Origin of the sequence: Embleya sp. NPDC005575, assembly GCF_040605455.1 — a bacterium.
In the GTDB taxonomy this organism is placed as follows: domain Bacteria; phylum Actinomycetota; class Actinomycetes; order Streptomycetales; family Streptomycetaceae; genus Embleya.
Genome location: NZ_JBEXCV010000105.1, coordinates 19,339 through 32,388 on the forward strand (window position 1 = coordinate 19,339; position 13,050 = coordinate 32,388).

The window sequence follows — 13,050 nt, forward strand, 5'->3', positions numbered from 1 at the left end:
GTACCGGGGCATCGGCGCGGTATCGCGGGCCCGTGACTCGCCCGCCGGATACTGTGCAGGCAATGCCGAACAGCAGGGAGAGCACATGGCGCAGGAGCAGCCGGACGGTCGGGTCATGGTCGAGTTGGTGGACCCACAAGGGAACACGATCGGCCTCGCGGAGAAACTGGAGGCTCACCAGCCGCCGGGCCAACTGCACCGCGCGTTCTCGGTCTTCCTCCTCGACGACGAGGGTCGGGTGTTGATGCAGCGTCGGGCTCTGACGAAGTATCACTCGCCGGGCCGGTGGTCCAACACGTGTTGCAGCCACCCCTTTCCGGGCGAGGAGCCCAGGGAAGCGGTGCTGCGCAGACTGTCCGAGGAACTGGGCGCCAAGCCCACCGTTCTCGAATCGGCCGGCCTGGTGACCTACGACGTCACCGACGAGGTCTCGGGCCTGGTCGAGAAGGAGTTCAACCACCTCTTCGTCGGGCTGGCCGGCGGCGACCTCGGGCTCAACCCGGAGGAGGTCGACGACGTCGCGTTCGTGCCGCTGGCCGAACTGGACGCGTGGCTGGCCGCGCACGAGCACACCGCATGGCTGAGCGCGGTGCTCGACCCGGTCCGGGAACCGCTCGCCGCGCTCGCCGCTCGCTGAGCACGCCACGAAGGGCGGGCCCGGACCTCGGACCCGCCCTTCGCACGTGCTCAGGGCTGCGGGGGCTTCGTCCCCTGTTCCGGCCAACTCGGCCCGGGCGCCGGGACCAGCGTGGCGCGATCCGGCTTGGGCGCGGGCCCGCCGAAGACGTACTCGGTGCGCAGATGCCGGATCGCACCGGTGGCCGCGCCCTTGTCCACCACGGTCGTGCTCACCTCCGAGTAGGCGGGCAGGTGCGTGGCCGGGTCGAGCCAGAACACCGCGCGCACCGGCGAACCGCTCTGCTGACCGAAGTTCTCGATCTGGTACGGCCCCTTGGTGAAGTCGGCGACCGTGGCGCGGAACGCCTTGAGCAGCAGATCGGTGTTGACATTCGCACCGGCGCCGCCCGGCTGCGGCTTGAGGTCCACGGTCAGCCGCAGGTAGGACTTGCCTTGCTGCTGCGCCGGTTCCACCGCCGAGGGGGTCAACCAGCCCGGCGTGGCGTCGAGTTGGGTGGCGAACGTCTTGGCCTGCTCGGCGGTCAGGCCGGTCGGCAGGATGCCGTCACCGACGTACTTGCCTTCCCGGGCCATGTCCACCACGCACGGCCGCTTGGTGTCCGTCCACTGCTTGAGCGCGTTCTTGTAGCTCCACTCCTTGCCCGCCTCGCACGAGGAGCGCTTGATCGGCGCGTCCGTGGCGACCTGGTACGCGCGGTCGGTGAACGCGGTCTTGCTGCCCGCGTCGTACCAGGACCACAGGTCCTCGCGGACCGTCTGCTCCTTGGCGGTGTCACCGGTCGTGGTCCGTACCCCGTGGTACTCGACCACCTGCTGTGTGGTGGTCGCGGCCAGCAGCGCGGCCCAGACCGCCTTCGGGTCCTGGTCGCCCTTCCCGCCGGGCGCCGCGGCGCCGCCGGTCGGCGCGCCCGTGCCGCCCGTCTTCTTGTCCTGGTCGCCCTTGTCGCCGGAGTCGGACGAGCACCCCGTCAGGACGACGGCGGCGGTCAGCCCCGCCGCCGCCCAGGTGCTCCACCATCGCCCCATGCCCCCGTGTCGCATGCACAGCTCCTCGAATCGTCGGACGCTCCGTCAGCAGGCATACCGTACGCGTGAGCGAACCGGGCGTGCCCTGGGCCCGGCCACCGGCCCCGGGTCGGCGGCCGGCGGCGGGACCGGTCGGGCGGCGGGTCCGGTCAGGCGAGCGAGAGCGCGGCCAGCGCCGCGTTGACGATCGAACCGGGCAGCAGGTCGTGCAGTTCGTACAGATCCTCGATCCGGCCGGTCTGGCCGAACTGGTCCACGCCCAGCGGCACGCTCGGCACGCCGAGCGCCGAACCGAGCCAGGCGAGCGTGTGCGAGGACGAGTCGTGCACGGTGACCACCGGCGCCCGATGCGGGAACGCGGTGCGCAGCGCGCCCGGCGCGGACGGCGTGGTCGCAGTGCGCACTCCCTGGCGCAGGGTGCGCTGCCAGGCGCCGTAGAGCCGGTCGGCCGAGGTGATGTCCACGACGTGCGCGGCGATGCCCTCGTCGCGCAGTTCGTGCGCGGCGGTCAGCACCTCGGGCAGTACCGCGCCGGAGGCGGCCAGGTACACGCTCGGTGCGCCCGGCAGATCCGGTGCCTCCAGGAGCCGGTAGGCGCCGGCGAGCACCTGGCGGCGCAGCAGCGCGTCGCCGAGCCGGGTCCGGGCGGCCTCGAACGGCGTCTGGTCGATCGGACGGGTGGTCAGCCGGAAGTAGTAGGCGCCGTTGTCCGGTTCGACGCCGTGGTCCGGACCGCCCGCGATCCGGCCCACCGCATCGCACAGCAGCCAGTCCAGCGCGGTTCCGTAGGCGGGCTCGATCAGCGTGGTGCCGGGCAGTTCGAGCCCGATCGACGCGGTGATCGTGGACTGGTGCGCGCCGCCCTCGGGAGCGAGCGTGACGCCGGAGGGGGTGCCGGCCACGATGAACCGCGACCCGGAGTAGACGGCGTGGATGAACGCGTCCAGGCCGCGACATACGAACGGGTCGTAGACCGTGCCGATCGGGATCAGCGGCTGCCCGGACAAGTCGCCCGCGAGGCCGAGCTGTCCGAGCAGCAGGAACAGGTTCATCTCGGAGATGCCCAGCTCGATGTGCTGCCCGCTCGGGCCCTCGATCCACTTCAGCGCGCCTTCGCCGGACCACGCGCGGCGATCGGTGGGCGCGAAGACGCCGGTGCGGTTGATGAAGCCGGCCAGGTTGGTGGAGGTGGCCACGTCGGGCGCGGTGGTCACCAGGTACGGCGCCAGCGCCGGGTCGCGGGACAGATCGACCAGGACCCGGCCGAACGTCTCCTGGGTGGAGACCGGCTTGGTCATCCGCTGATTGGTGGCGGCGGCGACCGGGATGCCGAGCGGGCCCGGCTTGGGGGCGCGGGCCAGGTGTTCGCGGCGCTGCCCGGCCAGGATGCCCTCGGGGGTGGCGGCGTCGAAGCGGTCCCACTCGGTGCGCTCGGTCAGGCCGAACCCGGCGCGCAGCGTGGCGACCTGATCGGTGCTCAGCAGCGCGGAGTGGTTGCGCGGGTTGCCCGCGATCGGCAGGCCCCAGCCCTTGACGGTGTACGCGAAGACCACGCTGGGTCGATCGGTGACCGCGTCGCAGCGCCGGTAGGCGTCGAGCAGGGCGGCGATGTCGTGCCCGCCGAGGTCGGTGACCAGCGCGTGCAGTTCGGCGTCGGGCACGTCCGCGACGGTGTCCGCGACGTCGGCCGGCGCGCCGTCCAGGAAGTGTGCGCGCACGTCCTGGTCGGCGAGGCCGAACAGGGCCTGGTACTGCTCGTTGGGCATCGCGTCGATCCATGCCTTGAGCACCGCACCGCCGGGCCGCTCGAACGCGGCCTGGAGCCGGCGGCCGTACTTGACCTCGACCACGTGCCAGCCGGCCGCCTCGAACTGGCCGCGCCACTGGTCGATTCGCACCCCGGGCACCACCCGGTCCAGCGACTGCCGGTTGAAGTCGACCAGCCACATCACATTGCCCAGGCCCTGGGTGGCCGGGTCCGCGATGGCCTCCCAGATGTTGCCCTCGTCCAGCTCGGCGTCGCCCAGGAGGGCGACGAAGCGGGATGCGGGACGCGGTCCGAAGTGCGCGTCCACGTACCGCCGGGTGGTTGCGCCGAACAGCGGCGCCGCCGCGCCCAGGCCGACCGAGCCGGTGGAGAAGTCCACCCATTCGCGGTCCGGGTCCTTGGTCCTGGAGGGGTACGACTGGAGCCCGCCCTTGGCGCGCAGCGTGGTCAGGTAGGCCCGGTCCAGATTGCCGAGCAGGTACTGGATCGCGTGGAAGACGGGCGACGCGTGCGGCTTGACGCTGATCCGGTCCGGACCGTCGAGGTGCGCGAACCACAGCGCGGTCATCGCGGACACCAGCGACGCGGAGGACGCCTGGTGGCCGCCGACCTTGATGCCGTCCGCGTTCGGGCGGTCGTGGTTGGCGGAGTCGACGATGCGCGTGGCGAGCCACAGGATGCGGCGCTGGACCGCCTCCAGGACGGGCAGGTCGATGCCGAGCGCGGCCGCGGCGTGGTCCGTGTCGCTGCGATGCATGGTTACCTCAAGATCGGTTCGGGGTGGCCGAAGCATACGGCGATCGTCTCACCATGCGATACGCGAAGCCGATCGAGATTGCTGCCGGTGGCCGTTTCGTCGACAGAGCGTTCGCGTACTGTCGGTCCGCCCCGCGCCCCGCCATGCGCAACCGAGGGCCGTCCCGAACCGTCTCGATGCCTGCGGAGACATGCCGCGGCGGGCTCGCCGGACGGCGGGAGCATCCACGTCGCCGGGCGCGCGGGCCGGTGCGGACGGCCGGGCGCTCCCGATTCCCGGACCGTTGCGCCCGTCGGCGGTGGTCCGGGCCGGATCCCGCCGGAGGGTCCGGCGGGATCCCCGGGGCGGGCCTGTGCCCGTCCCGGGGATCCCGGTGGTCCTGCCGAGCGTGCCGGGCAGGGCCTGCCTACGCGAAGCGCTCCTGGAGGGCGGCCAGGCCCGCGCCGTAGGTGCCCTCGGCGAACACCGCCTCGACGGTCTCCACGAGGTCCTCGTCGCCCTCGTAGGTGGCCGACCAGACCACCTCGCTGCCCTCCGGGTGCGGGTGCACCGCGAGCGAGCCGACGTAGTCGCTCACCGCCAGTGGCACCTGGATCAGGCGATATGTCATCCGGTGCGCGTCCGCGTCGTGGCTGAGCAGCTCCTCTCGCGAGAGCACCTCGCCGTCGATTGCGAACGCCCTTACCGCGCCCGGGGTGTTGGCGTCGCCGCCGCCCTCGATCGTGCTCGGCGGCACCACCGGGTGCCACTCGTCCAGGGCACCGAAGTCGCCGATGACCGCCCAGACCTTGTCCGGTGTGGCGGCAATCACAGCCGAGCGTGAGATTTCGTGCATGAAGGCACTCCCGTGGGTTCGAAATTACGCGCGTGGAGATGGGACGATGCAATTCGATTCGGTTTCCACGCCGATTCGATCCGGGTCCGCATCGGCTCCGCAATACCACCGGGTGGTTGGTGTCCGCCGAATAAGTCACCCGACCGATGTGGTCTGTCTCCTGGACGCGGAAACCACTTGGCGCCTAGAACCGTTGCAGGGCCGAACGGGTACGGTGGCGACGAGGCCAGAAAGGGGCGTCAAGGACGTGTTGTACGGACTTGTGCTGACGGCTTTCGCGGCGGCCATCCTGGTGACCGCCCCCCGCGTCCTGCGCCGGGCCGAACGCAGCGGCTTCAGCCCGCGTCACGTGCAACGCGCCTGGCGGGCCGCCGCCGGCGGCGTACTCGCCTCCTTCGTGCTGGCCGTGCCGGTCTACACGCCCGACCTGTGGCTCGCCCCGATGCATGCGGCCGGCTTCGACCCGCACATCGGCATGCCGCACGTGCCGCTGGTCGTGCAGATCGTCGTCGCCATGCTGGCGCTGGTGATCCTCGTGCTCGGCGGGCGCCGGGGAGCGGGCGCCACCCGCGACTACCGGCGGGCGCTGCGCGTGCAGTTGGACCGGTTGGAGAACTGCGCGCCGCTCCTGGACGAGGAGGCCGGCGGCCGACCGCGCCTGGTGATCGTCGAGGACGAGGCGCCGCGCCTGGTGCTGCTGCCGTCCCGACCGCCGCGCGTGGAGGCCACCACGCGCGCGTTGGACCTGCTCCGCCCGGAGGAGCTGAACGCGGTGCTCACCCACATGGCGGGGCACCTGCGCCGACGCGACGCGCAGTGGATGGTCTGCGCCGACACGCTGGCCGACGCCTACCCGACAGTGCGGTTCTTCGCCGAATGGGCCGACCACGCCGCGGAACTGTCGGAGAAGGCGGCGGACGCGGACGTGCACGGCTCGATCGCGCGGGTCAACCTGCGCCGGGCGATCGTCAAGCTGTCCGGGCCCGGGCAGGCGGGTGGGCCGTTCTGTCCGTGCTTCGCCTGGCCGCAGCAGCGCCAGGAGGAGCTCACGGTGCATCAGGTGCACGCGACCGCACACCCCGAGGTGGCCGTCGCGGGCGTCCGGGTGGGCGCACCGGTCGCCTCCGCCGGGCTGCGGCTGCTGACCGCGGCGGCGCTGCTGGTGCCTTCGGCGATCGTGGTGTCGCCGCACTTTCTTTATCTGTGAATCCGTCCGTATCTTCCGCGGCTCTGCCGGATGTCCGTCTGTCTCTTTATCTGTGAATCTGTCGGTATCCGTGAATTTGCGTGCCGCTACGAGCAGCTACCGATGGGCGACCGGCGCGGGCGGGCGGCCGAACCGGTGCGCGGGGCGGGTCGGGGCCGGGCGCGACGTCGCCGCCCTGTCGGGTCGCGACCGTTCCTGATAGGTATTCGGGACGGGCGGGGCGAGGAGGGCGCGACGGTGACACATACGAGCCTCTGGGCGGCCATCGAGGCGCGGGCGGCTCGGTCGCCCGACGGCGAACTGCTGGTCGACGAGCGCGGCCGACGGCTGACCCATCGCGAGTTCCGCGACGCGGCCGAGGCCACCGCGGCGTTCCTGCACACCCAGGGCCTCGGCGCGGGCGACACGGTCACCTGGCAACTGCCCACCCGGCTCGAATCCGTCGTCCTGGTCGGCGCACTGTCCCGGCTCGGCGTGATCCAGAACCCGGTGATGCCCGTCCAGCGTGAACGCGAACTCGTCTTCGTCACCCGGCAGACCGGCGCCTCGATGCTGGTCGTGCCCCCGGTGTGGCGCGGCTACGACTACCCGGAACTGGCCCGCCGGGTGCGGGACCGGGTCCCGGGCCTGGAACTGCTGGTCCTGGACGACCCGCTGCCCACCGGCGACCCGGCCGTGCTGCCGCCTCCGCCGGCCGTGCCCGGCACCGCCGAGGACGCCCCCGTGCGCTGGTACTTCTACACGTCCGGCACCACCGCCGACCCCAAGGGCACCCGGCACACCGACGCCACGATCATGGCCGCGGGCGTCGGCATGGCGGACCGGATCGGTGCGAACGAGCGCGACCGGGTCGCCCTGGTCTTCCCGTTCGCGCACATCGGCGGCTGTACGACGTGGTTGACGGCGGCGCTCACCCACGGCGTCACGATGATCCTGACCGAGGCATTTCACCCCGAGGAGACGCCCGAACTGCTGCGCCGCGAGCGGGTCACGCTGGCCGGCGCGGGCACCGTCTTCCACCAGGCCTGGCTGGCCGCCCAGCGCCGCCGGCCGGCCGGCGACCCGCTGTTTCCGGAACTGCGCAGTTGCCCGGGCGGCGGCGCGCCCAAGCCGCCCGGGCTGCACCACGAGATCAAGCACGAACTGGGTGGCGTGGGCATCCTGGCCGGGTGGGGGATGACCGAGGCACCGATCCTGACCATGGCGGGCCCGAACGACCCGGACGACGCGCTGGCCCGGGCCGAGGGCCGGCCCACCCACGGGGTGGAGGTCGCCGTGGTCGGACCGGACGGCGCGGCGGTGCCGGTCGGCGCGGAGGGCGAGCTGCGGGTGCGCGGGCCGCAGGTGATGCGCGGCTACGTGGACGCGAGGCTGGACGCCGAGGTGTTCGACGAGGCCGGGCGGGTGCGTACGGGCGATCTGGGCCGAGTGGACGAGCACGGCAATGTGTACGTCACCGGGCGGCTCAAGGACGTCATCCTGCGCAAGGGCGAGACGATCAGCGCCAAGGAGGTCGAGGACCTGCTCGACGCGCACCCGGCCGTCGCGGAGGTCACCGTGATCGGCCTGCCCGATGCCGAACGCGGTGAACTGGTGTGCGCGGTGATCGTGCCGACGGATCCGACGATATTGCCGGATCTGCGTACGGTGCGGGATTTCCTGGACACCCGGGAAGTGATGCGGCAGAAGTTCCCGGAGCGTATCGAGATCGTCTCCGCACTGCCGCGGAATCCGTCCGGAAAGGTGCTCAAGAAGCAGCTTCGGGAGCGTTACGCGTAATCTTTCGACCATGATCGACGGCGAAGTGTGGTTGCGTTCCGAAGGTGCCGAGGCGCGGATTCTGCCGGACGCCGGGTGCCGGCTCGGCTCGCTGCGGGTGCACGGGCTCGAACTGCTGCGGACCGAGGGCGAGCGCCCGGCCGAGTGGGGCAGCTTCCCGATGGTGCCCTGGGCGGGCCGGATGGGCGGGGCCCGGTTCGAATTCGACGGCGTCGGCCACGAGTTCCCGGCCGATGCGGCGCCGCACGCGCTGCATGGGCTCGGGTATCGGGGGGCCTGGAATCAGGTGGCGGGGGATGCGGCGTCGGCGGTCTTCGAGTTCGCGTTGACCGACCCGTGGCCCTTCGCGGGGCGGGTCGAGCAGACCTTCACGCTGGCGCCCGACGGGTTGATCACGGTGTTGCGGATCGAGTCCGAGGACGCGACGTTTCCCGCGCAGGCCGGGTGGCACCCGTGGTTTCGGCGACAGTTGGCGGTCGGCGGGGAGCTGGAGCTGTCCTTCACGCCCGCGTGGCAGGAGGAGCGCGGCGCCGACTACCTGCCCACCGGGCGCCGGATCTCTCCGCTGCCGGGTCCTCGGGACGACTGCTACGGGACGCCCGGAGGGGTGGATGCGACGCTGGTGTGGCCGGGAGCGCTGCGGCTGCGGATGACCTCGGACTGCGACTACACGGTGGTGTACGACCTGCCGCCCGAGCACATGTGCGTGGAGCCGCAGACCGGTCCGCCGAACGGCCTGGTGGGCCCGGCCCAGCGCCTGGTGCGGCCGGGGGATCCGTTGGTGGCCACGACTGCCTGGACCTGGCTCGGGGCGGCGTAGGGCCGGGGGTTTACGTGCCCACCGCCCACCCGTTGCCCTGGGTGGGGAAGCTGCGGACTACTGCTTCGGGGCGGTGTGGTGGGGGTACGGCGTTCGGGTTCGGGCACCGGATCTGCGGAACTCTCGGCGGATGACGACGAATGGGTGGACGATCATCGCGGTGGTCCACAGGAATGCGGTCATCGGGGACCACAGGCGGTATTGCCATTCGTCGGAGAGCAGGTTCGGCAGGCTCCACAGGAGACACAGAGCCAGTTGCGAAGGATGAAGTAGCCGGCCCTGAGTGCGACTTGTGCGTTGTACATCTGCGCCGCCCCTTCGCCGCCGGGTGTCGGCGTTCGCGACTCAAGGTTGGCATGGGGGGTGGGCGGGTCCGCAGTGGGCTCCGAAGGGGTCGAGGCGCGTTGATTTCCCGGGTCTGTTCGGGCGCGCGTCGGCGGGCATCAGGGGAGCGCATGCTGGTCGACCCGGGACTCTCGGCGGCGGCACCGGCCGCCCTGCGGTGGGCGCCGGATCTTCGGGCTCCTTCGGGGCGTCCCGGTTGCCCCGGGCGTCCGGCTCGTCCGGGTCCTTCCGAGACCCGCAGTTGCTTGGCGTGTTGCGGATCACCGCCGTCGTCACGGTGCTTCTCGTCGTGCTGTCCCTCCTCGGCTGATCTGCCGTCACCCATGCTCATGTACAAGGGAGTTGCCATGTCCGCCACGCTTGCGGAGCCGGTTGTGGACGCGGCCGTCCGGCTGCGCTCGACCCGGGCGCACGGTGCCGACCTCGCGGTCGGGGACCTGCCCTTGGCCGAACTCGCGGAGCGGTACGGGACGCCGCTCTGCGTACTGGACGAACAACACGTACGGGACACCTGCCGGGCCTACCGCCGGGCGCTGCCGGGCGCCGAGGATCGCCTGGACCGCGAAGCGGACGAGCAACCGGCCACCGGCTCGGACGCACGTCCCCACCACGTTGCGGGCCGACCAGGCCGAGCCCGCCGAGCAGCCCAAGCCGATCCACCCGACTGCCCCACGACGCAGCCCGCGACCCGGGCCCCACCAGCCGGGCCCTCGCGCCCCGCACACCGCGCGGCAAACGCCGCGCGCCGCACGCCAAGCCGCTCGCCCCGCGCGGTGTTACGGCACCAGTACCACCTTCCCCACCGTTTTGCGGGCGGTCAGGGCGGTGTGTGCTTCGGCTGCGTCCGCCAAGGGGAATGACGTCACCGTTGGACGGAGTTCTCCGGTTGCGGCAGCGGCGAGTGCGGCTTCGGCGAGGGCCTTGATGCCGCCCGGGCGGTTTGTCATCCGCAGGCCCAGTGGGTTCTGCACGGCCACGTCGGCGGCGGCCGCGAGCTCGGCCAGGCCGGCGATGGGGGTGCCGGAAGACCAGCCGAACGTCACCAACCGCCCACCCGGGGCCGTCAGATCCAGCGCATCCCGGCCGATGTCGCCGCCGACGCTCTCCAGGACCACCGTCACCGGCCGCCCGGCGAGTTCCTCGCGGACCCGTCCAGCCCAGTCGGCGGCGGTGTAGTCCACCGCGAGGTCGGCGCCCGACTCGCGCACGGCCTCGACCTTGGCCGCGCCGCCGGCTGCCCCGACCACCACCGCGCCGACCCGCCGGGCCGCCTGGACCAGCAGCGTGCCCAGGCCACCCGCCGCGGCGGTGATCAGCACGATGTCGGCGGCGGTGATCGCGGCCACCTCCAGGATGCCCAGCGCGGTACGGCCGGTGCCCACCATCGCCACCGCGACCTCGGCGGCCAGTCCGTCCGGTAGCACCAGCAGCGCCCGGTCGTCGATGATCGCGAACTCGGCGTAGCCGCCGTTCCCGTTGCCCAGGTGCGCCACCACCCGCCGGCCGACCAGGGTCGGGTCCACCCCGGCACCGACCGCGTCCACCGTCCCGGCCACCTCGCGGCCGAGCGTTGCGGGCAGCTCCGGCTGCGGGAAGGGGCCCAGCACCTTGCCCGAGCGCAACATCACGTCGACCAGGTGAACTCCCGCCGCGGCCACCGCGATCCGCACCTCTCCGGGCCCGGGCTCCGGGGTCGCCACCTCCTCGTATCGCAGATTCTCGGCCGGACCGAACTCGTTCAGGCGAATCGCGCGCATCGAACACTCCGGGACTTGGTGGGACGAAGGAAAGAACGAGAGAACGGGAGAACGGGAGGCGGGCAAGCAGGAAAACGGGCGAGCGAGCGAGCGGGTGACCACTGCGCGATGCCGGGGCCCCCGTGCACCGCCCCGCCCACGCACATGCGAACAGCTTCGAACCTCAAGTCCACTTGATGTCAAGCGCCACGCCCCGCAACATGCCGACTCCCTCACCCCGCCCGCCTCCCGCCTCGTACCGTGGCCCCATGTTCGATGCCGAGGAAGCCGCCGCCACACTCGTCGCCGCGCTCGCCGCACTGGGCACACCGGAGCGCGCCGAGGCCGAGAAGGCGTACCTGAAGAGCGATCTGACCTTCCTCGGCGTCACCGTCCCGGTGCTGCGCAAGGCGGTGACCTCGGCGGCCCGCGCCCGCCCGGCACCGTCCCGAGCCGAACTCCTCGCCTGGATCGAGGCGTTGTGGGCCCGACCCGTGCACGAGAGCCGATTCGCCGCGATCGAGTTGATGCGCATCCATGTGCGTGTGCTCACCCGCGCGGACCTGCCGCTCGTCGAGCGGCTGATCCGGGACGCGGCGGGCTGGGTGTACGTGGACACCCTCGCGGAGAAGGTCGCCGGAGTGCTGATGGGCCGGGCGCCCGCGGACTTCGACACCGCCGACGCATGGGCCGGCGACGAGGACTTCTGGGTCCGCCGCGCGGCCCTGCTCAGCCTGCTCCCGGGCGCCCGGGCGGGCGATCCCGACCTGGTCCGGTTCGACCGCTACGCGGACGCGATGCTGGACGGGCGGGAGTTCTTCATCCGCAAGGCGATCGGTTGGCTGCTCCGGGAGATCTCCAAGCAGGACCCGGCCTACGTGATCGCCTGGACCACCGCGCACCGGGCCCGGATGTCCGGGGTGACCTTTCGCGAGGCGGTCCGCCGGCTTCCCGCCGCCGACGCGGACCGGTTGCGGGCGGCCGGTTGATCCGTGCCGGCCGCGTGGGCGGCACGGCAGGATGTGTCGATGACGACTCATCTGGTGGCCATGGGCGGCGGCGGTTTCTCGATGAACGACGGCCCCTCCGCACTCGACCGATACGTCCTCGGCCTCGCCGCTCGGGCTCACCCCCGCGTGTGCTTCGTACCGACCGCCTCCGGCGACTCTGCCGGCTACGTGGACCGGTTCCTCCGCTCGTTCGGGGAACTCGACTGTACGGCGAGCGAATTGAGCCTGTTCCAGCGCACCGGCGTCGATCTGGCGGACGCGCTCGCCGATCAGGACGTGATCTACGTGGGCGGCGGCTCCACCGCGAACCTGCTCGCGCTGTGGCGCCTGCACGGTCTCGATGCCGCACTCGCGGCCCGGGCCGCCGCGGGCGACTTGGTGGTGTGCGGGCTGAGCGCCGGCGCACTGTGCTGGTTCGACGGTGGCATCACCGACTCGTTCGGACCGCACCTGCGCCCCCTCGCCGACGGCCTGGGCTGGGCCGCGGGCAGCGTCTGTCCGCACTACGACGGCGAGCCGGGTCGCCGTCCGGCGTATCACGCGGCCCTCGCGGCAGGCATATTGGCGCCCGGCTACGCGCTGGACGACGGGGCCGCGATCCACCTCGTCGACGGCGAGGTAGACGGTTTCGTCGCCGAGCGTGCGGAGGCGCACGCGTATCGGGTCGAGTGCGATGTGGACGGCGTACGCGAGCTCGCCATGCCGCTGATCAGGCTTTGACCTGGATACTTACCAATGTTCACATCGCCCGAGGTCACGGAGCCGACGGCTTCAGCGCCACGATCGAAACGATCCGCAATCCCTGAGCATGCCACCGGGCCGGGCCGGGCCGACGGCGGGCAGACCCCCGCCCCCGGGCTTCAGGCTCGGGTATCTCCGGAGCGGAGGCTCGTCCGCTACGCGGCCGTTGGGTCGGGGGCAGGTCGCGCGGGTGGGCCGGGGCGTGGTGGCAGGTAGGCGCGGGGTTGCCGGGTGCTCGTCCGCTTCGCGGCCGGGACTGGATCGGTCGCGGTGCGCGGGGATGCTCGTACGAACGAGGCGAGGTCGGAGGAGCGGTCCGGCCCGGCCGGGCTCCGGACCGCCGCCCGCCGGGCCGTTGGTGTGGGTGCCGTCGCCGGGTTCGTCCGG

General features: G+C 72.1%; 10 protein-coding genes. 6 read left to right on the forward strand and 4 right to left on the reverse strand.

Annotated elements, in window-relative coordinates; all coding sequences use genetic code 11:
• Nucleotides 1–85: 85 nt before the first annotated feature.
• Nucleotides 86–637: an isopentenyl-diphosphate Delta-isomerase gene (gene idi, locus ABZS54_RS28985; RefSeq protein ID WP_355542360.1), complete on the forward strand. Its 552-nt coding sequence runs from the start codon at nucleotides 86–88 to the stop codon at nucleotides 635–637.
• A gap of 50 nt (nucleotides 638–687) precedes the next feature.
• Here the strand turns inward: idi and ABZS54_RS28990 are convergent, their stop codons facing one another.
• The 3 genes from ABZS54_RS28990 to ABZS54_RS29000 form a co-directional block, all read right to left on the reverse strand.
• Nucleotides 688–1,680, reverse strand: coding sequence for a hypothetical protein (locus ABZS54_RS28990; protein WP_355542363.1), 993 nt, complete (start codon nucleotides 1,678–1,680; stop codon nucleotides 688–690).
• Between the two features lie 134 nt (nucleotides 1,681–1,814).
• Nucleotides 1,815–4,190: a pyruvate dehydrogenase gene (locus tag ABZS54_RS28995; protein ID WP_355542366.1), complete on the reverse strand. Its 2,376-nt coding sequence runs from the start codon at nucleotides 4,188–4,190 to the stop codon at nucleotides 1,815–1,817.
• 406 nt (nucleotides 4,191–4,596) lie between these two features.
• The gene (locus ABZS54_RS29000) at nucleotides 4,597–5,025 is read right to left on the reverse strand and encodes an SRPBCC family protein (RefSeq protein WP_355542369.1); all 429 of its coding nucleotides are present in this window, start codon (nucleotides 5,023–5,025) and stop codon (nucleotides 4,597–4,599) included.
• Between the two features lie 247 nt (nucleotides 5,026–5,272).
• Here ABZS54_RS29000 and ABZS54_RS29005 point away from each other — a divergent pair, with 247 nt between their 5' ends.
• From ABZS54_RS29005 to ABZS54_RS29015, 3 genes are all read left to right on the forward strand, one after another.
• On the forward strand, nucleotides 5,273–6,232 hold the full coding sequence (locus tag ABZS54_RS29005; RefSeq protein ID WP_355542372.1) for a hypothetical protein: 960 nt from the start codon (nucleotides 5,273–5,275) through the stop codon (nucleotides 6,230–6,232).
• Nucleotides 6,233–6,469: 237 nt separating this feature from the next.
• Nucleotides 6,470–8,011: a class I adenylate-forming enzyme family protein gene (locus ABZS54_RS29010; protein WP_355542375.1), complete on the forward strand. Its 1,542-nt coding sequence runs from the start codon at nucleotides 6,470–6,472 to the stop codon at nucleotides 8,009–8,011.
• A 10-nt stretch (nucleotides 8,012–8,021) separates the two neighbouring features.
• Entirely contained in the window at nucleotides 8,022–8,831 is an 810-nt protein-coding gene (locus ABZS54_RS29015) for an aldose 1-epimerase (protein ID WP_355542378.1), read from the forward strand.
• A 1,121-nt stretch (nucleotides 8,832–9,952) separates the two neighbouring features.
• On the opposite strand, the gene ABZS54_RS29020 is transcribed toward ABZS54_RS29015, so the two are convergent.
• A complete protein-coding gene (locus tag ABZS54_RS29020; protein ID WP_355542381.1) occupies nucleotides 9,953–10,933 on the reverse strand; it encodes a zinc-binding dehydrogenase in 981 nt (326 codons plus the stop codon).
• A gap of 248 nt (nucleotides 10,934–11,181) precedes the next feature.
• Between ABZS54_RS29020 and ABZS54_RS29025 the strand changes: the two genes are divergently transcribed.
• Nucleotides 11,182–11,901, forward strand: coding sequence for a DNA alkylation repair protein (locus ABZS54_RS29025; protein ID WP_355542384.1), 720 nt, complete (start codon nucleotides 11,182–11,184; stop codon nucleotides 11,899–11,901).
• Nucleotides 11,902–11,940: 39 nt separating this feature from the next.
• A complete protein-coding gene (locus ABZS54_RS29030) occupies nucleotides 11,941–12,642 on the forward strand; it encodes a peptidase E (protein ID WP_355542387.1) in 702 nt (233 codons plus the stop codon).
• Nucleotides 12,643–13,050 lie beyond the last annotated feature (408 nt).